Here is a 23157-nt window from a genome sequence, read left to right as displayed (position 1 = left end):
AAAAGCGGGGCAGTTTGCACCGGAACCGTGCAGGGCTTTTTTCTGCGCTATATTGGCCTTCATGTTTGAAGTGCTCGCTTTCGTTTACGAAAACTACTATGCGGACGAGGGCTGCCCCGAGCCCGCCCACCTGCAACGCAAACTCAGCGCCGTCGGCTTTGAGTCGGATGAAATTGAGGATGCGCTGGCTTGGCTGCAAGGCTTGAACAGCGCGGCCCGCAGTGCCCGCCCCCGAGTTCCGGACGCCGTGGAGGCATCAACCAGCCCGGCGGCAGAGCCCTGGTTGCGCCAACCTCTGCCCACCAGCGTGCGTATCTACCCACAGTACGAACAAAACCACCTGGGCGTCCAGTGCCTGGGTTTCATCCGCTTTTTGGAGTCAGCGGGGGTACTTCCTGCACACTTGCGGGAGGTGGTGTTGGACCGTGCCATGGCCGCGCCCGGCGGCCCAGTGGCTCTGGATGAGCTCAAGGTCATCATCCTGATGGTGTTCTGGAGTTTTGGCCTGGAGCCCGATGCGCTGGTGCTCGACGAGCTGTGCGACGATGCCACCGAGCGGGTGGCCCATTAAGTAACCCACTGCACAAGGCGGTGGACGACCCACCGGGGTTGGCCGGCTCTACTTGAGGCCGCTCGGCCTCACTGCGCACGACTCAGGCGAGCAGACGTTCGGGATTGGCTTCGAGTTTGGCTAGGGCATCGCGCGTGGCACGCACGGTGAGTGCTTCTTCCTCTTGCGGCAGCAAGAGTCCCGCCTGCAGGTAGGCAGCCAAACGTCCACCCTGGATCAAGAAGCTCTTGCCGGCGCTGGACGCAAACAGGTTCAGGTGCTTGCGGTCGCTGCGCCAAGCAAACTGCACCTGGGTGATGTGGTTGTTGTGGTCCAGCGTGAACCAGGATCCCAGCTGCAACTCCTGCGCCCAGGCCAGCATGGCCGCCGTGGGTTTGGAGCCGCCATTGGCCACCACTTCGATAGCGGAGGCATCAATGCCCAGCATCATCTCGATGCTCTCGGCATCCAGCGGCAAATCGCCCATGCCGTCCTCAGACACAAAGTCTTCCAGATTGCCCAAGCGCTGCGCCATGGCATCGATCTGGGCCTGCGGAATGGCTTGTGTCTTCGACATAAACGCGTCAGCCAGCGTATCGCTGATGCGTTTGACATGGCCTTCCTGTTCGCTAGGCGGCATTGCGAGCAAAGTCATGCCCGAACGCAGACGCAACAGCAGATTGGGCAAGTCCTGAATCACGCGCGCGCGGTCGGCACGGTTGGGCTTGGCACTGGCCGCCCAGATAAGGTCTGTTGCTGATTTTTTGAGCACCAGCGTATCGGCGTGCTGCGGCCCCTTGCGCACCGCCGCCACGGCCAGCACTTCGGCCCAGACCTTGAACAGGAAGTCACGGATCTCGTCGCGCACCGGCATGTCTTTCAACATATTGCGCATCTCGATGGTGTACTGGATGGCCAGGGTCTCTTTTTGCTCTACCTGCTGGGCCACACTCACCACTTTTTGGGTCGGCCCTTTTTCCGTGAGAAATTTGGAGAGAAATTTCTGGAATTCCTCGAAGACGATCTGGTACACCTTTTTACCCGTTTCGGGGTATTGCTCGATGACCTGCACAATGCGCTTGATCTCGGTTTCCATGGCACCGCCCTGCACACCCGATGCATCAAACCCCATGACGCAAGAGCCCATGCGGTCAATCAGTTGGCGAGCGGGGTGGTCAGCCGTGCCAAAAAAGTCAGGGTCTTCCAACGCAACGCGTAACACCGGCATTTGCAGGCGCGCAAACCATACGCGGATACCAGGCGGAATACGCTCTTCAGCCAGAATGGCTTGAAACATCAGCGCCACGATCTCGATCGTGGCCTTTTCGCCCTTGGTCTCAGCTTTTTTCTTGAGTTCGGTCGACTTTTCGCGCAAGTCACCCGCCACCCGAGCGACTCCGGCCGGGCTGTAGTCCTCATACATCGTGCCGCCGGCGGCGTACACCATATTGGACACACCTGGCGCGATGGCAGCCGCCAATGCAGGCGACGGTGCGTGGTGTGCCGTGCCACTGAAGTCTCCACCACCATGGCTCACAAACAGGCGCCGGATTTGCCCAATGACGCCCTGTGCGCGGCTGCGCGCACGTGCAATCGGCGTGGTGGCCGTGAGCATTCGGGTCTCCTCACCCGCACCATATGCTTGGCCCGGCATGCTGTGAGAGCCAGACGACTGGCGCCAGAAAGGTGTCGGCGATGAGGAAGCCCCTGCCTGAGGGGCGGAGCTGCCTGGGCTTGCGGGTGCCGAGGCACCACCACCCCAACCCAAACGGCCACCAAAGAATCCACCCCCACCAGACCGCGGCCCACTGGCGGAACCACCGGGACCGGCAGGCCCGCCGCCAGCGTCCATACTGGCATGCTGTGTGCCACCCGGGGCATACCCGCCACCCCCATGACCGCCCCCGGCATCCATACCAGCACCCCCCTGGTTGCCAGGGTAATGCTGTGCACCCCCGCCCAATCCTGCATGACCCGTGGGTGCATAGGCTTGGGCGTAATTGCCGCCGGGGTTCATGCCATGGCCGACGTCACCATAACCACTCGGCGACATGTCACCGGGCGGTGGAGGCATGCCTGGCGCAGGCGGCGGACGCGGGCGCTGCGGCGCACGCACCGGAGCCTTCACACGATCCTTGAGTTCGATGGTGGGCATTACACCTTTGCTGATCAGCAGGTCGTTGGCATTTTTGTAGGCCACAACCAGTCGCTCTATCAGTAAACGCTGCACCACTTCGTTGACCATGGGCCAAGACTCCGCTGGCATGCCCGACTGTGCCCACTGCTCCACCATGAGTAGCACCAGCACTTCGGGACGCAGCAGATCGTTGCCCTCCAGTTCTTCCAGGTTCTCCAGGAACCGGATACGTACCCGCAGATCATCGAGCTGTGGCAGTACCTTTTCGTTGACAGCCAAGACCAAACGGGAGGCGAGAATCTTGTTCTCTACCACTTCGGTCCCCACCAGCTCCAAGCCCGCTGCCTCCAGACCCACGGCCTTTTTTTGCTTGGGCGGATCCAGGCATTCGCGCCAAACCTTCATGGTGCCGTCCACCCACAAGGGACGGCAACGCTTGTACGCCATCCAGGTGTCCCGGCGCGATTGGGACTCGCGCGCGTTGACCAACTCGTCCATCAGCGTCGTAAGGCGCTCTTGCACCGCACCGCTGATCTCCAGCGCTGCCTTACCGGCTTCCGCCAAAAAACGCTCACGCAAGGCGCGTGCGAGTTGCAGCCTGGGGGTCAATGCGGGTGAGGTGGCCATGCTTGGAGCTTAAACCGTCGCGCCAGCGTTGGGGTCGTTAGGGTCAGTCTCTTTCTTCGGGCCGCCCTTGACCAAGTCTTCGCGCTGGATGCCCAGCCACATAGCAATGGAAGCGGCCACAAAAACCGAGGAGTAAATGCCGAACAAAATGCCGATGGTCAGCGCCAGCGCAAAATAATGCAGGGTCGCTCCACCGAACAGCAGCATAGACAGGACCATCATCTGCGTGGAAGCATGGGTGATGATCGTGCGGCTGATCGTCGAGGTGATCGCATTGTTAATGATTTCCTCGGTGTTCATCTTGCGGAAGCGGCGGAAGTTCTCGCGGATCCGGTCAAAAATCACCACCGATTCGTTCACAGAGTAGCCCAGTACGGCTAGCACCGCCGCCAGCACGGGCAAGGAAAACTCCCACTGGAAGAAGGCGAAAAAGCCCAGGATGATGATCACATCATGCAAGTTGGCAATGATGGCGGCCACGGCGAACTTCCACTCGAAGCGGATCGCCAGATACAGCATGATGCCAACCACCACAAAGGCTAGGGCCTTGAGTCCGTCTGCCGCTAACTCGTCGCCCACCTGTGGTCCCACAAACTCGGCGCGACGCATGGTAGCCGAAGCGTCCGCCGCCTTGAGCGCCGCCATGACAACATCGCTTTGTTGACCAGAGGTTGTGCCTTTTTGCACCGGCATACGAATCAGCACATCGCGCGCGGTACCAAAGTTTTGCACCTGCACATCCTTGATGCCCAAGGTATCGATGGTGCTTCGCACCACATTCAGGTCGGCGGGCTGCGAGTAGCTCACCTCCATGAGGGTGCCGCCAGTGAATTCCACCGACAAATGCAGGCCACGCGAGAACAGGAAGAAAACTGCTGCGATAAATGTCACCAGCGACACGATATTCAGCACCAATGCATGGCGCATGAACGGAATGTCGCGGCGGATTTTGAAGAATTCCATGCTCTTACCCTTTAGTTGGTCGTAACCTGATGACCGGCATCAGGGCGCCACACGGTGCCAATGGACACACTTTTGAGCTTCTTTTGCTTACCGTACCACAAATTCACCACCCCCCGGGAGAAGAAGACCCCGGAGAACATGCTGGTCAAAATGCCCAGACAGTGCACCACCGCAAAGCCACGGACCGGCCCAGAACCGAAGGCCAGCAAGGCCAGGCCGGCAATCAGGGTGGTGACGTTGGAGTCGATGATGGTGGCCCAGGCGCGGTCGTAACCGGCATGGATCGCGGCCTGCGGCGACGCGCCGTTGCGCAGCTCTTCGCGCACACGCTCGTTGATCAGCACGTTGGCGTCAATCGCCATACCGAGCACCAAGGCCATGGCCGCCATACCGGGCAAGGTGAGCGTGGCCTGCAGCATGGACAACACAGCCACCAGCAGCAACAGGTTGAACGCCAGCGCAACACTGGAGATCACACCGAACAACATGTAATAGAAACACATGAAGACCGCGACCGCCAAGAAGCCCCAGGTCACACTGTTAAAGCCTTTGGCAATGTTCTCGGCCCCCAAGGTGGGGCCAATGGTGCGTTCTTCGATGATTTCCATCGGTGCCGCCAGGGAGCCCGCGCGCAACAGCAAAGAGGTGTCGGCTGCTTCCGCCGTGGTCATGCGGCCCGAAATTTGCACACGGCCGCCCCCGATTTCGGAACGGATCACAGGTGCGGTCACGACCTCGCCCTTGCCCTTTTCGAACAGGATGATGGCCATGCGCTTGTTGATGTTCTCACGCGTCACATCCCGGAAGATGCGGGCACCCTTGGCATCCAGCGACAGGTTGACCGTAGGCTCCTGGGTCTGGCCATCAAAACCAGGCTGGGCATCGGTCAGGTTTTCACCGGTCAGAATCACCTGCTTTTTGACAATCACGCCCTGGCCGCTGCGCTCCAGGTAACGCTCGGAACCAAAAGGCACCGGACCCGCACCCGATTCGGCAGCGCGCGCCTCGGTACCTTCATCCACCAGACGGATTTCCAAAGTGGCCGTACGGCCCAAAATGTCTTTGGCCTTGGCTGTGTCCTGCACACCGGGCAACTGCACCACGATACGGTCCAGACCCTGCTGCTGGATCACAGGCTCGGCCACCCCCAATTCGTTGATCCGGTTGTGCAGCGTGGTGATGTTTTGCTTGAGCGCCTGCTCTTGCACCGTGCGCGCGGCCACGAGTTTGATGGTCGCCACCATCTTGACGTCGGTACCCTCGGCGCTTTCCACCGTGTCCAGATCCACGAATTGGTCCTGGATGATGCGCTTGGCGGCCTGGGCGGTTGCCGCGTCACGAAAACGGATTTCAATGGCCTGACCATTGCGCGTGATACCGCTGTGGCGCACATTCTTTTCACGCAAGGTGCTGCGAATGTCGCCTGACAGGGATTCGGCCTTTTTGGTCAAGGCCGCCTGCATGTCCACCTGCAGCATAAAGTGCACACCACCGCGCAAGTCCAGCCCCAAATACATGGGCGACGCACGCATGGAAGTGAGCCATGCCGGGGAGCGGGACAGCAGGTTAAGTGCCACCACATACGCAGGGTCTGCCGCATCGGGGTTCAGGGCTTTTTGCAAAGCATCCTTGGCCTTCAGCTGAGCGTCGGTGTCGGCAAAGCGGGCCTTGATAGACCCGTTCTCCAGACTGATGGCGTCAGGACTCAGGCCAGCCGCCTTGAGTACCTCCTCCACCTTGGACAGAGACGCAGTGTCCAGCTTCAAGATCGCCTTGGCGGGAGAAACCTGTACTGCAGGGGATTCACCAAACAGGTTGGGCAGGGCATACAGCCCAGCCACCACGAGCGCGATCAGAATGATCGCGTACTTCCATACCGGATAACGGTTCATGATCGCGCGTCGCTTTGAGAGAAATTACTTGATGGAACCCTTGGGCAGCACTTGCACCACGGCACTGCGCTGGATTTGCACTTCCACGCCGCTGGCCACTTCCAGGCCCACATAACTGTCACCCAGCTTGGCGACCTTGCCGAGCACGCCGCCGGCTGTCACCACTTCGTCACCCTTGGCCAAGGCATCCAGCATGGAACGGTGCTCTTTCTGCTTTTTCATCTGGGGGCGGATCATCACGAAATACAACACCACAAACATCAGCACCAAAGGCAGCATGCTCATCAGGGTGGATTGCATGTCGCCACCGGCAGCAGCGGGGGCAGTTTGGGCAAAAGCAGAAGAAATGAACACAGGCAAACTCCACAAAATGGGTCAAACACAAAAATACCCGCCCCAAAAACCGGTCGCGCACTGGCATACCGCCTCCGGGGGAGGCAACCGGTCATTGTAAGCGGGTGCACCGGCCCGGCCAGCGCCGGGCAGCAAGGCCCTAGGCGGCCTGGGTTTGCTTGACAGTCGGGGTTTGCCGGTACTTCTCCAGCAACACTGTCCATTGCTGACGCGCGGCCTGCAGATGGCGCGCCTTGACATGGCCAAAACCACGGATTTGCTCTGGCACGCGGGCAAAGGCCACCGCCGCGTCGCGGTTGCCAGCGCTCAGGGTGGGCAGCAGTGAATCGATGGCGGTCAGGTACTCACCCACCAAGGCACGCTCCTCGCGGCGCTCGTGGGTGTAGCCAAACACATCGAGCGCCGTGCCACGCAGCACCTTGAGCTGCGCCAGCAGACCGAAGGCAGCCCGCATCCAGCCGCCAAAACGCATCTTTTGCAACTCGCCTTTGTCATTCTTGCGGGCCAGCAGGGGCGGCGCCAGGTGGTAGGCCAGTTTGAAGTCGCCCTCAAACATGCCCTCCACCTTGGCGCGGAAGGCCGTGTCGGTGTGCAGGCGGGCCACCTCGTACTCGTCCTTGTAGGCCATGAGCTTGAAAAGGTAGCGGGCCACGGCTTCGGTCAGCGGCTGCTTGTCGCCGCCCACCGCCGAAGCCTCGGCGACGCGGACCTTGGCCACAAAGTCAGCGTAGCTCTGGGCGTAGGCCGCGTTCTGGTAGCCGGTCAAAAATTCCACCCGCTTGCTCACCAGGGCATCCAGCGACGGGTGCTGGCGCGGCGTGAAGGCAATCACCTGGCCGGGGTTGATGGCGCGCTGCACGGACGGCCAGTCCACCGCGGCACGGCGGCCCCACTCGAAGGCGGCCTTGTTGTTGGCCACGGCCACGGCATTGAGTTCGATGGCACGCATCAGCGAGGCCAGCCCCAGCGGAATCCAGCCCTTTTGCCAGGCATAGCCCAGCATCATGGGGTTGGTGTAGATGCTGTCACCCAACAAATGGGTGGCGGCCGCATCGGCGTCAAACACGCCCAGGTTGCCCTCGCCCACGGTCTTGGCGATATCGGCCACGCACTGCTCGCCGGGGTTGGTCCAGTTGGCGTTCTTCACAAAGGCGGCCGTAGGCGCGCTGTTGGTGTTGAGCGCCACATGGGTGCGACCCGGGCGCATGCGCACCAGGGTTTCCTTGCCCGCCACCACGATGGGGTCACAGCCCAGCACTAGGTCGGCCGAGGCCGTGCCCACGCGGGTGGTGCGGATAGCATCTTGGCTGGCACCAATCAGCACATGGCTCCAGGTGGCGCCGCCCTTTTGCGCCAGGCCACCGGCGTCCTGCGTGACGATGCCTTTGCCCTCCAGGTGGGCGGCTACGCCCAGTAGCTGGCCAATGGTGATGACGCCCGTGCCGCCCACGCCGGCGACGATGGTGCCCCAAACGCCTCCGGGCGCGCTGGCCACATCAGGAATCTGCGGCTCGGGCAGGGCCGGCCAGGAGGCGGTCTGTGCGTCACCCGCCTTGGGCTTGGCGGCCTTCTTCAGGCTGCCGCCTTCCACGGTGACAAAGCTGGGGCAGAAGCCCTTGACGCAGGAAAAGTCCTTGTTGCAGGTGCTCTGGTTGATCTGGCGCTTGCGGCCGAACTCGGTCTCCAGCGGCTCCACGCTCATGCAGTTGCTTTGCACGCCGCAGTCGCCGCAGCCTTCACACACCAGTTCGTTGATGACGACTCGCTTGGCCGGGTCCACCAGCGTGCCGCGTTTGCGGCGGCGGCGCTTCTCGGTGGCGCAGGTCTGGTCGTAAATGATGACGGTGGTGCCTGCGATCTCGCGGAACTCGCGTTGGATGCGGTCCAGTTCGTCGCGGTGCTCGATGGCTATGCCATCGGGCAGGCCCTGCACATCGTCGTACTTCTCGGGTTCGTCGGTCACAACTATGATTTTGATAGCACCCTCCGCACGCATGCTCTGGGCTATCTGCACAACAGAGTGCCCTTCAGGCCGCTCACCGACCTGCTGGCCACCCGTCATGGCGACGGCGTCGTTGTAGAGGATCTTGTAGGTGATATTCACGCCCGCGGCGATGCTCTGGCGCACGGCCAGCAGACCGCTGTGGAAGTAGGTGCCGTCACCCAGGTTGGCGAAGATGTGTTTCTCGTTCGTGAATGGTTGCTGGCCCACCCAGGGCACGCCCTCGCCGCCCATCTGCGTGAAGCCGTCGGTGCTGCGGTCCATCCAGATGGTCATAAAGTGGCAGCCAATGCCGGCCATCGCGCGCGAGCCTTCGGGCACCTTGGTGGAGGTGTTGTGCGGGCAGCCCGAACAGAACCAGGGCTGGCGGTCCGCGCCCTTGGTGCCCGAGAGTTCGATCACGTGCATGGCGCGTTCTTTGGCTTCCAGAATCGCCATTTGCGCGTCGATGCGCGCACTCGTGTCTGCATCCAGCCCCAGTTTCTTGATGCGCTGGGCAATGGCGCGCGCAATGAGGGCGGGTGACAGGTCGGCGTTGGCGCGCAGCAGCGTGTTGGCCGTGGGGTTGGGCATAGACCATTCACCGCCGGCGCCGTAGTGGTCGGGTGTTTCCACCTCGTTGAACTTGCCCAGCACCGTGGGGCGCACGTCGGCGCGCCAGTTGTACAACTCTTCTTTCAGCTGGTATTCGATGACCTGGCGCTTTTCTTCCACCACCAGAATCTCCTGCAGCCCGGTGGCGAATTCGCGGGTCAGCTGCGCCTCCAGCGGCCAGACCACGCCCACCTTGTGCAGGCGGATGCCAATGCGTTGGCACGTGGCATCGTCCAGGCCCAAGTCGAGCAAGGCCTGGCGCGTGTCGTTGTAGGCCTTGCCGCTGGAGATGATGCCGAAGCGGTCGTGCGGGCCTTCGATGACGTTGTAGTTGAGCCGGTTGGCGCGGATGTAGGCCAGCGCCGCGTACCACTTGTAGTCCATCAGCCTGGCTTCCTGCTCCAGCGCATGGTCGGGCCAGCGGATGTGCAGGCCACCGGGGGGGATTTCAAAGTCGGCGGGTACGCGGGTGATCACCCGGTCCGGGTCAATCATCACGGTGGAGCTGGACTCGACAATTTCCTGGATGGTCTTCATGCCCGCCCACACGCCCGAGAAACGGCTCATGGCGAAGGCATGCAGGCCCAGGTCCAAGATCTCTTGCACGTTCGCCGGGAAGAACACCGGTGTGCCGCAGGCCTTGAAGATGTGGTCGCTCTGGTGCGCGGCGGTGCTGCTCTTAGAAATGTGGTCATCCCCCGCCACCGCAATCACGCCGCCCCAGGGGGTGGTGCCCGCCATGTTGGCGTGCTTGAAGACATCGGAGCAGCGGTCCACGCCCGGGCCCTTGCCGTACCAGATACCGAACACGCCGTCGTACTTGTTGCTGCCGGGCGGGGCAAAGCCCAGCTGCTGCGTGCCCCACAGCGCGGTAGCGGCCAGCTCTTCGTTGACGCCGGGCTGGAAGTGGATGTGGTGGGCCTGGAGGTATTTCTCGGCCTTGACCAGTGACTGGTCGTAGGTGCCCAGCGGCGAGCCACGGTAGCCGCTGATGAAGCCGGCCGTGTTCTTGCCTAGGCGCTGGTCGCGTACGCGCTGCAGCATGGGCAGTTTGACCAGGGCTTGCACCCCGCTCATGAAGGCGCGGCCGTAGTCCAGCGCATATTTGTCGTCCAGGGTGACCGTGTCCAGCGCCGTGCGGATGTGCTCGGGCAGGTCGCGGCTGAGGGGTGCATTCATAGTGCGTGTCTCCGTTATAGCTGCGGCAAAGTGTATGCCTGCCACGCGGATATGTCTTTGCGTTCTTTGCCCTCATATGGGCTTTCAAAGAACGATTCTTTCTTCATAATGCTATTTATGGAAACACTTGACCGATTTGACCTCGCCATCCTGAACGAACTGCAAAACGATGGCCGACTCAGCAATGCCGAACTCGCCAACCGCGTGGGCCTGAGTGCAGCCCCCTGCTGGCGCCGCGTGAAGGCGCTGGAGGAAAGCGGCTTCATCACCGGCTACCGTGCCGAGATCAACCGCCAGAAGGTGGGCCTGGGCGTGCTGGCCTTTGTGCGGCTGGACGCCAACCGCAACAGTGGCGATGTGCTGCACGCGCTGGAAGAGGCGATCCGCCAGATTCCCGAGGTCATCAGCTGCCACTACATCAGCGGCACCGGCACCTTTGAGCTGCAGGTGGTCAGCCGCGACCTCAACACCTTCAGCCAGTTTGCGCGCGAGGTGCTGATCAATCTGCCCAATGTGAAAGACCTGCACACCAGTTTCTCGCTGGGCGAGGTGAAGGCCAGCAGTGCCCTGCCGCTGGGCCATCTGCAGCCCCAACTCACCACCGCCACCCCACCCCGGAGCCGCCCATGAACCGCCGCCATGCCCTGGTTTTTGCATCATTTTGGCCTCTAGCCCTTATGGAATATGCGCTAGCAGCTCCTGATTTAATAGCAAACCCATCCACCTTGCCCATGCGCAACCTGCTGATCGAGGTGCGCCAAGTGCAGTCCGACGACAGCCAGCGCACCGGCGTGGAGCTGGGCAACCGGCCCGGCGTGCAGATGAACCAGTCGCGCAACAGCGGCTCGGCCACACAGCAGGCGCTGGTGCTCAACGGCCGGCCCGTGCGCCTGGGCCTGCAAACCACCACGCCCATCCGCCTGCTGCAAGGCTTTGTGCGCAATGGCCGCGTGGTGACGACGGTGGGTACGGTGCTGCTGGAGGCCGGCACCGGCTTCAGCGCCACGCCACGCTGGGACGGTGGCGCGCTGGTGGAGCTGGAACTGGCGGCGCAGCAGGCGCTGCGGTCTGGTTCAGCCTTGCCCGGGGCGACTGCGACCTCGGGCACCAGCAGTGTGTTGGCGTTGCCACTGGATGAGTGGACTAGGGTGGGGGAATCGGAGCAGAGTTCGCAGTCCAGCACTAGTGGGTTGACGGGGGGGCAGCAGCAGAGTGGGGTGGTGCGGACTGAGGTGCAGGTGCGGGTTTCTGTGCGTTAGGTTTTTGTTTGCGTTTTTGGGTCGGCTGCACCGCTTTTTTTGGACACCCACTCCCCCAGCCCCTCGCCCCGTCGGCGAGGGGAGCCTTAACAGCCATATTTGGTTTTTGACGCGCCGGTTACGTGGCTACTGGGGTGAGGTCGCCACTGTTTGTTCGCTCCACGGCCCTGGGCTGCGGTTGTGGGGCTTCGGAGGTGCGTGTTTGCCAACGCTGGCGGCTGCGCCCGCCAGTGGCTCCGCGCCAGCACGTGTGAGGTTGCCACAACCGTATGCTCCGGCCGTGGCGTACCAACCCAGTGGCAACCTTGCCCTTTAAGGCCATCACCGGATTGACGCAACAAGATCGGCTGTTGAAAGGCTCCCCTCGCCGACGGGGCGAGGGGCTGGGGGAGTGGGTGTTAAAAAAACCAAGCCACCTAAACCGACAACGCAGCCAACCAGCGCCCATGGTAGGCCTGCAACCCCGACACCTGCGCAACCTCCACCGGCTCCAACACCGAAGCCGCCGACTCACCCCAGCGCGACAACAACCAAGCCCCCCGCGCCGTACCCTCCATCGCATCATGGCTGGCCAAGCAGCGCACCTGTGGCAACAGGGCTTGCAGCAGCGCCAAATACAGCGGGTTGTGGGCCAACGGCCCTTCTAACACCACCGTGCGCGGCAAGTCCACGCCGTCCCACAGCCGGTCTACCAACCAAGCCGTGGTCTGCGCGCAATACAGCGCAGCCAATGCGGCGCGCTGGCCGGGCGGCAAGACCTCCGCAAGAGCCTGACCGCCGCGCACGATCTGCCCTTGGCGCCCCATGAACGGTCCACCGTGCTCGGCAAACGAAGGTATAGCCAGCGTGCCCGCATCCACCAGCGCCTGCACATCGGCCAGCGTGCCCGCATCAGGCGCGGCGCCGTCCAGCAGCGCGGCAAACTCCCGCCCACCCATGAAGCGGGCCGTGGGCGTGGCGCGGCCCAGCACGTCCACATTGGCCAGCATGTCGCACTCGGCCCGCAGGCTGGCCGTGGGCGCGCCGGGCGCCATCAGCACGGTCCAGGTGCCGGACGACACCACGGTCAGTGCCGATGACGCGGCCACCGACGCATCGAGGTAGCGCGCCAGGCAGGCGTTGCTGTCGTGCACGCCCACATGCACCTGGCAGTGCGCGGGCAGGCCCCAAGCTTCGGCAATATCAGGGCTCACCGTGCCCAGCACCTCCCAGGCGGACCGCAGCGGCGCAAACAGCGCGGCCCAGCCCTTGGCCTGCGCCAGTGCGGAGAAACCACCATCCTGCGGGCGCCACAGGTGCGTGTGGCAGCCCAGCGAAGAGACCTCGCTGGCGCGCTGGCCACTCAGGCGCCAGGCCCAGTACTGCGCGTAGGGCAGCAGGCAGCGCGTGCGCCGCCAGGCCTCGGGGTGCAGGTTTTGCACATAGCAAAGCTGGCGCGCGGCGTTCAGGCCGGCGGGCAGGTCGGGCGACAGGGTTTGCGCAAAACCATCGGCGGCTGCGTCAAACGCCTGGGCCAGCAAGGGGTGCTGCGCCAGGCCATCAAATTCATAGTCCACCGGAGCCCAGGCCAGACCTTCGTCACCCAGCGCCACCAGCGCAGCACCGTGGGTGGAGGCGATAGCGCGGCCGCACCGTGCGGTGTTGGGCGAGGCGCGCAGGGTCTGCGCCATCCAGTCTTCCAGACCCTGCACGTCGAGTGCCGGGTAGCCCAGGGGCGATGGCACGCTGGCGTTGTCACGCCCATGGCGTTCCACCACCGTGCCCTGCGCGTCCACCATCAACAGCTTGGCGTGGCTTTTGCCGATGTCGATCACCAGCGTCAGTTCGTCATTCACAGCCACTGCCCTCACTCCATGTGGAACAGGCAGGGCAGCGGCTCGGCCACCGGGGAACCATCGGGGTTGGCGCGCATGATGTCGGCCATATGCGCCCACCAGCGCTGCATCACCGGGTGGCTGGGCAGTGCGTCCATGGTGTGGCCCACGGCGCGGCGCAGCACGGCGAACAGCACGTGGTGCTCTTCATCCAGGTAAATGCTGTAGTCACTGACGCCCGCATCCTTGAGCAAGGCAGACAGCTCTGGCCAGATCTGGTCATGGCGCTTTTTGTATTCGGCCACGCAGCCCGGGTTCAGGAACATGCGAAACGCATATTTCTCGGTAGACATCACAGCGCTCATGCGTGCGCTCCCTGGCGCTTGAGCAAGCGCGGCAGCACCATGGAGACGATGAGCAGCGCACCAATCACCATGCTCATGACAATGCCGGTCACGTTGGCCATGCCCATGGCAAAGGTGAACAAGCCCAGCAGCAGCACGGCCAGCATGGTGCCCACGATGCTGCCGCGCCCGCCTTCAATCGCCACGCCGCCCAGGATCACCATGGTGATGGCGTCCAGCTCCCAGCCCATGGCGATGTTGGGGCGCGTGCTACCAATGCGGCCGGTCAGCATGATGGCCGCCAGTGCCGCCATCAGGCCGGCAAACACAAACAGCGCGAGCCGATAGCGGTCCGCCTCGATACCAGAGAAACGTGCGGCCACGGGGTTGGCACCAATGGCGTAGAGGCGGCGGCCCAGCACCGTGCGGTGCAGCGTGACGCCCACCACGATGGCACCGACCAACAGGATGGCGAACTCGATCGGGATGATGAGCCAGCGCACACCGATCACTTCACCCACATAGCTGTTGCCCAGCGTGGAAAACACCTCGGGGTAGCCCGAGATGGCCTGGTCGCCCAGCGCCACCATGGCCAGGCCGCGGTACAGCGACAGCGTGCCAATGGTCACCACGATGGAAGGCAGCTTGTAGCGCGTGACCAGCACCCCGTTCACGGCACCCGCCACACCACCGGTCACAAAAGCCGCCAACGTCATGCCCAGCGGTCCCGCACCAGCCTTCATCGCATAGCCCATGGCCAGCGAACTGAGGGCCAGGATGGCGGCGATGGACAAGTCAATCTCACCAGTGATGATGAGCAGGGCCAGCGCCAGTGCGAGGATGCCTTTCTCGCTGAAGTTGAAGGTGCTGTCGGCCAACGCGTCAGGCGTCATGAAGCCCGGCTGCGCGATGCCGAACACCACCAGCAGCACGACCAGCAGGGCCAGCAGTACCCGCTCCCATGTATTCCAGGCCTTCATGCCAAAGCTCCCTTGTGTTCCAGAATCTGGCGCCCCGCGCGCCGCTCGGCACGGGCGTTCACCGTCACCGAAATCAAAATCACGGCACCGGCAATCGCCTGCTGCCAAAACGGTGAGACCTGGATCACCGGCAACGCGCCGTTGACCACGCCGATGAACAGCACGCCCAGTGCCGCACCCAGCACCGAGCCCACGCCGCCGCCAATGCTCACGCCACCAATCACGCAGGCCGCCACCACGGTCAGCTCATAGCCCGCGGCCAGCTCGGTGTAGGCAATGGAATAGCGCCCCACCCACAACAGCCCGGCCAGACCGGCCAGCATGCCCGACAGCGTGTAGACCATCATGAGGCGCTTGTTAGCCGAGATGCCCACATAGGCCGCTGCATGCGGGTTGCCGCCCAGCGCATAGATCTCGCGGCCTTCGCGGCGCAGCTTCAAAAACACGGCCGTCAGCGCCAGCACCACCAGCGCAAACCACACCAGCGCAGGCAAGCCTAGCCACACTTCGCGCGGCAGCCCTTTGATGACCTCATGGATGTCCTGGTCAGACACCCAGGCGCCCTTGCTGGCCACGAAGATGGCACCGCGGTAGGCGGACAAGGTGCCCAGCGTCACCACAATCGGTGGTAACTCAAAACGCGTGATGAGCCAGCCGTTCACGGCACCCAGCAAGGCGCCCACACCCAGGGCAATGACCAGCAACACCGGTACCGAGGCGCCAGGCCAGGCCTTGCCAATCAGCGCGCAGACCATGCCGGTGAGCGCCAGATTGGAAGCCACCGACAGGTCAATGCCGCGCGTCAGCAGCACCAGCATCTGGCCCATGACGAGGATGGCCAGGATGGCCGAATCGTTGGCAATGTCCATGCCGTTGCGCCAGGTCAGAAAGACCGGCGCGCGGGCCCCCACGGCCAGCGCGATGGCAACGATGATGGCCAAAAGCAGCCATTCGCGCCGTATTGATTTCAGGGATGTCATGCTGCAAGCGCCTCCTGCGCCGTTGCGGGTTCGGCCACATGGGGCGTCGGCACGGCGGCCAGGCCCGAGGCCGCGGCCACGATGTGTTCTGCGTGCGCGTTGGCACGGTCAAATTCCGCCACCTGCACGCCACGGCGCATCACGATGGTGCGGTGCGCCAGGTGCATGACCTCGGGCAGTTCGCTGGACACCAGGATCACCGCCAAACCCTGTTCGACCATTTCGGCAATGAGCTGGTAGACGGCCTGCTTGGCCCCCACGTCGATGCCCTTGGTGGGCTCGTCCAGGATCACGATGCGTGGGTCCAGCCCCAGCCACTTGGCAATGACCACCTTCTGTTGGTTGCCACCCGACAGGCCGGACAACAAGGTGTCGGGCGAATGGGTCTTGATGCGCAGGCGCTCAATCATGCGCTGGCACAGCGCCGACTCGCGCACCTTGGACAGCCAGATGCCGCGCGCAAAGCGGGAGAGGCCGGCCAGGCTGATGTTGTGTTCTACCGAGAAACCCAGAATGCCGCCCTGGCGCTGGCGCTCTTCGGGCACATAGGCAATTCCGGCGGCAATCGCATCACCGGGGCGGCGCGCATGCAGGGTCTGGCCACAGACCACGAACTCGCCACGGGCAGCGGGGTTCAAGCCCATGATGGCCAGCATGGCCTCGCTGCGGCCCGAGCCCACGAGGCCATAGAAGCCCAGGATCTCGCCACGGCGCAACTCGAAGGCCACGTTGTTGAATTCCGAGGGGTGCGACAGGTTCTTTACCGTCATCACCACCTCACCGGGGGTGGAGGCAATGTGTGGGTAGATCTGGTCGATGGCGCGACCGGCCATGAGTTTGACCAGCTCCTGCTCGGTCGCATCGGCAATCGCACCGCTGCCCACGGCAGCGCCATCGCGCAGCACCACGTAGCGATCCGCCACAGCAAATATTTCATCGAACTTGTGGGTGATAAAGATCACGCCCACGCCCTGGTCGCGCAACTGGCGCACGATGCCGTAGAAGTCGCGGATCTCGGCCTGCGACAGCGCCGCAGTGGGCTCATCCAGAATGACCACCAAGGCCTTTTGCGACAGGGCCCGTGCGATCTCCACCAGGTGCCGCTCGGCCAGGCTCAGGTCCTTGACCAGCGTGGTGGCCTTGAAGCGCGCACCGATCTGGTCCAGCACAGCTTGCGCCTGTGTGTTCATCGCCGACCAGTCGATAAAGGGGCCGCGCATCAGGTGGCGCCCCACGTAAATGTTTTCGGCCACGCTGAGTTCTTCGAACATCACCGTTTCCTGGTGCACGGCCAGGATGCCTGCGGCCTGTGAGGCCTGTGCGTTGGCAAAACTTTGCACCACGCCATTGAGCGTGATCACGCCCTCGTCCACCGGCACCACACCGGTGAGCATTTTGACCAGCGTGGACTTGCCCGCGCCGTTCTCGCCCACCAGGGCCAGCACTTCTCCGGCCCGCAAATCCAGGTCCACCCCACGCAGCGCATGGGTTGCGCCATAGCGCTTGTGGATGGTGCGCAGACTCAGCAATACATCAGACATGATGAGAATCCAACATTCCAAAAAAAGGGGGCCACCCCAACCAGGCAGGGTTGCCCCGTCGACCTCAGTGGCCTGCGCCGTGGAGCGCAGGCACACACCACACCATCAGAAGAACTTCGCGAACTTCTCGACGTTGGAGGCATCGTACGTGAAAGGCTCAGCCATGGCGGCTTCGCCATTGGCGTCCAATGTCACGGTGCCAACGCGGCCCAGCGACACCTTGTCACCCGCCTTGCCAGTGACCTTGCCCGAGATGAACTGGCTGGCAGCCATGATGGAAGAGTAGCCCAGGTCGATAGGGTTCCAGATCGCGAAGGACTTGACGGCGCCGCTCTTCACGTGGCCAGCCATCTCCGAAGGCAGACCCAAACCGGTCACAAAAATCGCGCCAACCTTCTTTTCGTCCTGCACAGCCTTGGCCGCTGCGGCCACACCCACGGTGGTGGGGGCAATGATGGCCTTCAGGTTGGGGTAGCTCTTGAACAAGCCCTGGGCTTCGCGGTAGCTCTTGTCGGTCTGGTCGTCACCATAGACCACGCTGACCAACTTCAGGCCCTTGTAGGCGGGCTGGGCCAGCACCTTCTTGGCTTCTTCGATCCAGATGTTCTGGTTGGTAGCTTGTGCAGTCGCGGACAACACAGCCACTTCACCGGTGGCGCCGATAGCGTCAGCCGTCATCTTCACCAGCTTCTCACCGATGAGCGGGTTGCTGGAGGGGTTCAGGTGCATCAGGCGGCCGTCTTTGCGCACGCCGGAGTCAAACGAGATGACCTTGATGCCGCGGTCCATGGCGCGCTTGAGCACGGGGGCCAGGGCGTCGGGGTCATTGGCGGAGATCACGATGGCGGAGACCTTTTGTGCGATCAGCGAGTTCACGATTTCGATCTGGCCTTCGGCGGTTGCTTTGGCGGGGCCGGTGTAAATGATCTCGACGTTCTTGAGTTCCTTGGCGGCTTCTTGTGCACCTTGGTTGGCGGCGTCAAAAAAGCCGTTGCCCAAGCTCTTCACCACCAGGGCGATTTTGTCGGCCGCAAACGCGGGGCTGACCAGGGCCGCGCTCAAGGCAATGGTCAGCAGGGTTTTGAGTTGTTTCTTCATGCGTGTCTCCTGGAATTGTTAGTAGAAAAAATTGACCCGAAGGCCGGTCTCGATACCGCTTGCACCGGCCACAAAGGGACACGATGCACCGGGGTCGATGGGGAGTGCGCAACTGCCAATGGCAACCACGCTCAAACAATGCCGCTACTGGGGCCGCTGGCAGGGCGAATCGCCGCCATCTGCTTGCGGTAACCACTGGCGCGGTAGGCTTGGACCGGGTCGGCAGCGCCGCCCGCATCCATGCGAATTTTTTGCAGCAGGGGCGTCACGTCGGTGTGGAAGGCCTGCTTCAGCGTCTGGGCGGCCATCAGCACATCGTTGCTGTCTTGGTAGGCGGTCAGTGCCTTGCGGTCCACCAGCAGGGCCTGGGCATAACAACGCTGCACGGTCACAGCGCTGGTCATCAGGCTCTCGATGGGGTCGGTCACGTTGTGCGACTGGTCCAGCATGTAGGCCGGGTCGAACTCGGCCGCACCGGTTTGCGCCGCGTCCACCAGTTCGTTGAACACCAGGAACAGCTGGAAGGGGTTGATGCTGCCGCTGTCCAGGTCGTCGTCGCCGTACTTGCTGTCGTTGAAGTGGAAGCCAGCCAACTTCTGTGCGTGCACCAGGCGCGCCACGATCATCTCGATGTTGGTGTTGGGCGCGTGGTGGCCCAGGTCCACCAGGCAGCGTGCCTTGGGGCCCAAGGTTTGGGCGGCCAACAAGCTGGAGCCCCAATCCTGAATCACCGTGGCGTAAAACGCGGGTTCGAACATCTTGTGTTCGAGGAACATGCGCCAGTCGGCGGGCAGCGCGTCATAGATCTGGCGGTTGCTGTCCAGGTAGCGCTCGAACTGGCGGCGGAAGTGGCTTTGGCCGGGGAAGTTGGCGCCGTCGCCAATCCACACGGTCAGCGCCTTGCTGCCCAGTTGCTTGCCAATCTCAATGCACTCCAGGTTGTGCGCCACGGCCTGGGCGCGCACGCCCGCGTCGGCATGGGTCAGGCTGCCGAATTTGTAGGACAGCGGCTGGTCTTTCTGGTCCGAGAAGGTGTTGGAGTTGACCGCGTCAAAACCCACACCGTTCGCTTCGGCGTGTTGGCGCAGTTCCTTGTAGTCGCTCACCTTGTCCCAGGGAAAGTGGGGCGACACGGTGGGCGTGCAGCGCACCAGCTGCTGGATCACGCCGCAGTCCTGGATCTTGTCGAACACATGGCGCGGCTCGCCCAGGCCGGGGAAACGCGCGAAGCGGGTGCCGCCCGTGCCCACGCCCCAGCTGGGCACGGCCACGGCGAACTTCGCCACCTCGGCCTTGAGGACGGCAATGTCCACGCCGCGGCGGGCCAGTTGCTCGCCCAGGGTTTCATAGTCCAGGTTCACGCGGGCTGCGGCCTGGGCGTTGTGGTCGGCGATCAGTCCGGTGTTGATCTGTTGTGTCATGGTGTGTCTCGAATACGTGGGGTCTTAGCGTGGGAAGGCAGCGAGGTTGCCGGCGTCCACGTTGAGGATGTTGCCGGTGGATTTGGCTGCGAGTTCGCTGGCCAAAAAGTAAGTGGCCTCGGCAATGTCTTCGGGGAAGACGCTGCGCTTGAGCATGGAGCGGTCGCGGTAGAAGGCTTCGAGTTCTTCCTCGCTCACCTTGTTGGCCGCGGCGCGCTCCTGGCTCCAGGTACCAGTCCAGATTTTGCTGCCTCGGATGACGGCATCGGGGTTCACCACGTTGCAGCGGATGCCCAGCGGTGCGCCTTCGAGCGCAAAGCTGCGTGAGAGTTGGATTTCTGCCGCCTTAGCCGCGCAGTAGGCCACCGCCTGGTTGCTGGCCACCATGCCGTTTTTGCTGGCAATGAAGACCATGGAGCCGCCCACGGCCTGCGCCTTCATGAGGCGGAAGGCTTCGCGGCCGACCAGGAAGTAACCGGTGGCCAGAATGCTCTGGTTGCGGTTCCACAGCGCCAGCGTGGTGTCTTCCAGCGGTGCGGCGGAGGCGATGCCGGCGTTGGACACCAGGATGTCCACGCCACCGTATTCGATGGCAGCCTGGGCATAGGCGGCGATGACCGACTCTTCGCTGGTCACATCGCAGACCACGCCGCGCACCACGTCCTTGCCAAACTTCTTGGAGAGTTCAGCCACAGTGCTGTTGAGCGCTTCGGCATCAATGTCCAGCAACACGGCGCACACACCCTCTTGCAACTGGCGCTCCACAATCGCGCGGCCAATGCCACCGGCGCCGCCGGTGACCAGGGCCACCTTGCCCACCAGGGGTTTGGCCTTGGGCATGCGCTGCAGCTTAGCTTCTTCGAGCAGCCAGTATTCGATGTCAAACGCTTCCTGTTCGGGCAGGCCCACGTAGGTGTCGATGGCGTTGGCGTCACGCATCACGTTGATGGCGTTCACATAAAACTCGCCAGCGATGCGGGCCGTGGCTTTGTCCTTGGCGATGGCCACCATGCCGATGCGGGGCAGCAGGATGATGACGGGGTTCGGGTCGCGCAGCGCCGGGCTGTTGGCGCGCTTGCAGCGCTCGTAGTAGGCGGTGTAGTCAGCGCGGTAGTCAGCCAGCTTGGTGGCAATGGCCTTGGACAGCTCGGCACCGCCCAGGGTGTAGACCGACTCGTCGAGGATCAAAGGTTTGATCTTGGTGCGCAAGAAGTGGTCGGGGCAGGAGGTGCCCAAAGCCGCCAGCGCTTCGAGCTGCTGGCTGTTCACAAACTCCATGACCACGGCCTGGCGGTCCACATGCAAGAGCTTGTGGCCGCTTTGCGAGGCCTGGCCACGCAGCACGGGCAGCACGCGGGCCAGCACTTCGTCTTGTGCAGCCACATCCAGCGCGTTGACCTTGGCGCCTCCAAAGGGCACGGCCTTGCGGGCCTGGGCCTGCGCGGCCAGCCAGATTTGCGCCTGCTCGATCACGGCCACAGTGTTCTCGTAGCAAGTGCGCGAATCATCGCCCCAGGTGAACAGGCCGTGGCCGCCCAGCACCAGGCCCTTGAGGCCGGGGTGCGCTGCCACATAGCGTTGCAGTTGCAGGCCCAGCTCGTAACCGGGACGGCGCCAGGGCAGCCAGCCAATGGTGCCGCCAAAGGCTTCTTGGGTGATGGCTTCGCTGTGGGCCATGGCCGCAATAGCGATGACCGAATCGGGGTGCATATGGTCCACATGCGCAAACGGCAGGTAGGCGTGCAGCGGTGTGTCGATGCTGGCGGCGCGCGGGTTCAGGTTGAAGGTGCAGTGCGGCAGGTAGCCCACCATCTCGTCTTCAAAGTCGGAACCGCGGTAAATGCCTTGCAGCGCGTTGAGCTTGTCCATGTAGAGCGTGGAGAAGCCGTCGAGCTTCATGGAGCCCACATCGCCGCCCGAGCCCTTGACCCACAGCACCGACACGTCCTTGCCGGTCAGTGGGTCCTTCTGGGTGATCTTGGCGGAGGTGTTGCCACCGCCGTAGTTGGTGATGCGCAGGTCGGAGCCGAGCAGGTTGGAGCGGTACAGCAGCAGGTTGGGCTGGTCCAGCTTGGCGGCGTGGTCCTGGTTCCAGACGGGGAACGGGACGGGTTGGGAGCGAGTGGTCATGTGCAGTGCAGTTACGAAGAATTGGTGTGACTGTAGACAGGCTGAGCTATAGGCACAACGCAGACTTTTTTATGAAATTCATCAGAAAACCTGATAGATGACTAGAATGCGGCGCAGGCCCTGCGTCCACCCCCAGCCGCCCCGGGGGCGCAGTGCTGCCACCCGCTGAATCCCTAGGGAAAACACCGATGAAACCCCGCGCCGCCGCCGCCACACCTGCACGCAAATCCCTAGGGAAATCCCGCACTTCCCCAGCCCCTGCGCCAGAGGCACAGGGCGGCAAACGCGACCACCGGCTCAAAAACCTGACGCTGCGCCAGCTGCGCCTGTTCGAGGCCGTGGCCACGCAGCTGAGTTACTCACGCGCGGCCGAGCAAATGAGCGTGACCCAACCCGCCGTATCCATGCAGGTGCAGCAGCTGGAAGCCGAGCTAGGCCTGCAACTGCTGGTAAAAGCCGGCAAAAAAGTAAGCCTGAGCCAGGCCGGCGAAGAAATGCTGCGCCAGGCCCGGCGCATCCTGAACCAGGTGACCATGGCCGAGGAAGCCATAGGCGCCTTCCACGACACTGAGGGCGGCCATGGTGGCCTGCTGCACCTGGGCGTGGTGTCGTCGGCGCACTATTTCGCGCCCGCGCTGCTGATGGCGTTTGCCGAGCACTGGCCGGGTGTGAAATTCAAGCTCACGGTGGACCGGCGCGAAACCATTCTGGCCATGCTGCAGGACCACCAGCTCGATGTCGCCATCGCAGGCTACCCGCCGTCCGAGGCCGACGTAGAGGCCGAGACCTTTGCGCAAAACCCGCACTGCGTGGTGGCCGCCGCCAACCATCCTTTGGCCAAAAAGCGCCGCATCCACTGGGATGCGCTGCGCGACGAGCCCTTCATCTTCCGCGAGCCCGGCTCGGCCACGCGACAGTTTTTTGACCACCTGCTGCAGGCCCAGTCGCTGCCGGTGCGGGTGACCATGGAGCTGTCGGGCAACGAGACCATCAAACAGGCCGTGATGGCGGGCATGGGCATCAGCTTTCTGTCGGCCCACACCTTCCAGGTGGAGATCGAGGCGGGCAAGCTGGCCGTGCTGCACATGGACGACATGCCCAAGATGCTGGACTGGTGCCTGCTGCACCGGCGCGACTCGGCGCTCAGCGGTGTGAACGGCGCCTTCCGCGAATTCGTGCTGGAGCACGGCTCGCGGCTGGTGCAATGCAAAATGTAAAAGGGGCCCATAAGGCCCCCACGCTCCGCCGCTACGCGGGTCGCTGCCCCCCAAGGGGGCGCATTTCGCCTTGGG

General features: G+C 63.1%; 17 protein-coding genes. 4 read left to right on the top strand and 13 right to left on the bottom strand.

What is annotated here, in order from left to right:
- The first annotated feature begins 61 nt into the window (after positions 1-61).
- A complete protein-coding gene (locus C5F53_RS19150; RefSeq protein WP_105263001.1) occupies positions 62-571 on the top strand; it encodes a DUF494 family protein in 510 nt (169 codons plus the stop codon).
- Positions 572-653: 82 nt separating this feature from the next.
- Here C5F53_RS19150 and C5F53_RS19145 read toward each other — a convergent pair whose 3' ends face one another.
- The 5 genes from C5F53_RS19145 to C5F53_RS19125 all read right to left on the bottom strand — a co-directional run bounded on the left by C5F53_RS19145 (position 654) and on the right by C5F53_RS19125 (position 10298).
- Positions 654-3314 carry a DUF1631 family protein gene (locus C5F53_RS19145; protein WP_105263000.1) on the bottom strand — a complete coding sequence of 887 codons (2661 nt, stop codon included), beginning with the start codon at positions 3312-3314 and terminating at the stop codon, positions 654-656.
- A gap of 9 nt (positions 3315-3323) precedes the next feature.
- Complete coding sequence (secF, locus tag C5F53_RS19140) at positions 3324-4277, bottom strand: protein translocase subunit SecF (protein ID WP_105262999.1); 954 nt, start codon at positions 4275-4277, stop codon at positions 3324-3326.
- A gap of 11 nt (positions 4278-4288) precedes the next feature.
- Positions 4289-6169, bottom strand: coding sequence for a protein translocase subunit SecD (gene secD, locus C5F53_RS19135; RefSeq protein ID WP_105262998.1), 1881 nt, complete (start codon positions 6167-6169; stop codon positions 4289-4291).
- A 24-nt stretch (positions 6170-6193) separates the two neighbouring features.
- Complete coding sequence (gene yajC, locus C5F53_RS19130) at positions 6194-6523, bottom strand: preprotein translocase subunit YajC (RefSeq protein ID WP_105262997.1); 330 nt, start codon at positions 6521-6523, stop codon at positions 6194-6196.
- Positions 6524-6662: 139 nt separating this feature from the next.
- Positions 6663-10298 (bottom strand): indolepyruvate ferredoxin oxidoreductase family protein, encoded by a 3636-nt coding sequence (locus C5F53_RS19125; RefSeq protein WP_105262996.1) that lies wholly within the window; start codon positions 10296-10298, stop codon positions 6663-6665.
- Positions 10299-10415: 117 nt separating this feature from the next.
- On the opposite strand from C5F53_RS19125, the gene C5F53_RS19120 reads away from it, so the two are divergent.
- A complete protein-coding gene (locus tag C5F53_RS19120; protein WP_105262995.1) occupies positions 10416-10928 on the top strand; it encodes an Lrp/AsnC family transcriptional regulator in 513 nt (170 codons plus the stop codon).
- Positions 10925-11557, top strand: a complete 633-nt coding sequence (locus C5F53_RS19115) for a hypothetical protein (protein ID WP_146097399.1) — start codon at positions 10925-10927, stop codon at positions 11555-11557. Before C5F53_RS19120 ends, C5F53_RS19115 begins: the two co-directional genes overlap by 4 nt.
- Before the next feature lie 416 nt (positions 11558-11973).
- Here the strand turns inward: C5F53_RS19115 and C5F53_RS19110 are convergent, their stop codons facing one another.
- From C5F53_RS19110 to C5F53_RS19075, 8 genes are all read right to left on the bottom strand, one after another.
- Entirely contained in the window at positions 11974-13392 is a 1419-nt protein-coding gene (locus C5F53_RS19110; RefSeq protein ID WP_146097398.1) for an L-fuculose kinase, read from the bottom strand.
- 11 nt (positions 13393-13403) lie between these two features.
- Positions 13404-13724, bottom strand: coding sequence for an L-rhamnose mutarotase (rhaM, locus tag C5F53_RS19105; protein ID WP_105263018.1), 321 nt, complete (start codon positions 13722-13724; stop codon positions 13404-13406).
- A gap of 8 nt (positions 13725-13732) precedes the next feature.
- A complete protein-coding gene (locus C5F53_RS19100) occupies positions 13733-14695 on the bottom strand; it encodes an ABC transporter permease (protein WP_105262992.1) in 963 nt (320 codons plus the stop codon).
- Entirely contained in the window at positions 14692-15675 is a 984-nt protein-coding gene (locus tag C5F53_RS19095) for an ABC transporter permease (RefSeq protein WP_105262991.1), read from the bottom strand. Before C5F53_RS19095 ends, C5F53_RS19100 begins: the two co-directional genes overlap by 4 nt.
- Positions 15672-17216 (bottom strand): sugar ABC transporter ATP-binding protein, encoded by a 1545-nt coding sequence (locus C5F53_RS19090; RefSeq protein ID WP_105262990.1) that lies wholly within the window; start codon positions 17214-17216, stop codon positions 15672-15674. Before C5F53_RS19090 ends, C5F53_RS19095 begins: the two co-directional genes overlap by 4 nt.
- A gap of 105 nt (positions 17217-17321) precedes the next feature.
- Positions 17322-18314 carry a rhamnose ABC transporter substrate-binding protein gene (gene rhaS / locus C5F53_RS19085; RefSeq protein ID WP_105262989.1) on the bottom strand — a complete coding sequence of 331 codons (993 nt, stop codon included), beginning with the start codon at positions 18312-18314 and terminating at the stop codon, positions 17322-17324.
- 131 nt (positions 18315-18445) lie between these two features.
- Positions 18446-19735 (bottom strand): L-rhamnose catabolism isomerase, encoded by a 1290-nt coding sequence (rhaI, locus tag C5F53_RS19080; RefSeq protein ID WP_105262988.1) that lies wholly within the window; start codon positions 19733-19735, stop codon positions 18446-18448.
- Between the two features lie 24 nt (positions 19736-19759).
- Positions 19760-21865, bottom strand: coding sequence for a bifunctional rhamnulose-1-phosphate aldolase/short-chain dehydrogenase (locus tag C5F53_RS19075; protein WP_105262987.1), 2106 nt, complete (start codon positions 21863-21865; stop codon positions 19760-19762).
- Between the two features lie 188 nt (positions 21866-22053).
- Here C5F53_RS19075 and C5F53_RS19070 point away from each other — a divergent pair, with 188 nt between their 5' ends.
- Positions 22054-23082, top strand: coding sequence for a LysR family transcriptional regulator (locus C5F53_RS19070; protein ID WP_105262986.1), 1029 nt, complete (start codon positions 22054-22056; stop codon positions 23080-23082).
- The last annotated feature ends 75 nt before the right edge of the window (positions 23083-23157 follow it).

This window comes from Rhodoferax sp. TS-BS-61-7, from assembly GCF_002943465.1.
Lineage (GTDB): Bacteria > Pseudomonadota > Gammaproteobacteria > Burkholderiales > Burkholderiaceae_C > Allorhodoferax.
The sequence above is the reverse complement of the archived record's forward strand: the minus strand, read 5'-3'. Positions and strand labels throughout refer to the sequence as shown.

What these genes read in the sequence shown, in the direction of transcription:
- C5F53_RS19150 (WP_105263001.1), top strand. Translation starts at nt 62, where the DNA reads ATGTTTGAAGTGCTCGCTTTCGTTTACGAAAACTACTATGCGGACGAG.
- C5F53_RS19145 (WP_105263000.1), bottom strand. Translation starts at nt 3,314, where the DNA reads ATGGCCACCTCACCCGCATTGACCCCCAGGCTGCAACTCGCACGCGCC.
- secF (WP_105262999.1), bottom strand. Translation starts at nt 4,277, where the DNA reads ATGGAATTCTTCAAAATCCGCCGCGACATTCCGTTCATGCGCCATGCA.
- secD (WP_105262998.1), bottom strand. Translation starts at nt 6,169, where the DNA reads ATGAACCGTTATCCGGTATGGAAGTACGCGATCATTCTGATCGCGCTC.
- C5F53_RS19125 (WP_105262996.1), bottom strand. Translation starts at nt 10,298, where the DNA reads ATGAATGCACCCCTCAGCCGCGACCTGCCCGAGCACATCCGCACGGCG.
- C5F53_RS19120 (WP_105262995.1), top strand. Translation starts at nt 10,416, where the DNA reads ATGGAAACACTTGACCGATTTGACCTCGCCATCCTGAACGAACTGCAA.
- C5F53_RS19115 (WP_146097399.1), top strand. Translation starts at nt 10,925, where the DNA reads ATGAACCGCCGCCATGCCCTGGTTTTTGCATCATTTTGGCCTCTAGCC.
- rhaM (WP_105263018.1), bottom strand. Translation starts at nt 13,724, where the DNA reads ATGTCTACCGAGAAATATGCGTTTCGCATGTTCCTGAACCCGGGCTGC.
- C5F53_RS19100 (WP_105262992.1), bottom strand. Translation starts at nt 14,695, where the DNA reads ATGAAGGCCTGGAATACATGGGAGCGGGTACTGCTGGCCCTGCTGGTC.
- C5F53_RS19095 (WP_105262991.1), bottom strand. Translation starts at nt 15,675, where the DNA reads ATGACATCCCTGAAATCAATACGGCGCGAATGGCTGCTTTTGGCCATC.
- C5F53_RS19090 (WP_105262990.1), bottom strand. Translation starts at nt 17,216, where the DNA reads ATGTCTGATGTATTGCTGAGTCTGCGCACCATCCACAAGCGCTATGGC.
- rhaS (WP_105262989.1), bottom strand. Translation starts at nt 18,314, where the DNA reads ATGAAGAAACAACTCAAAACCCTGCTGACCATTGCCTTGAGCGCGGCC.
- rhaI (WP_105262988.1), bottom strand. Translation starts at nt 19,735, where the DNA reads ATGACACAACAGATCAACACCGGACTGATCGCCGACCACAACGCCCAG.
- C5F53_RS19075 (WP_105262987.1), bottom strand. Translation starts at nt 21,865, where the DNA reads ATGACCACTCGCTCCCAACCCGTCCCGTTCCCCGTCTGGAACCAGGAC.
- C5F53_RS19070 (WP_105262986.1), top strand. Translation starts at nt 22,054, where the DNA reads ATGAAACCCCGCGCCGCCGCCGCCACACCTGCACGCAAATCCCTAGGG.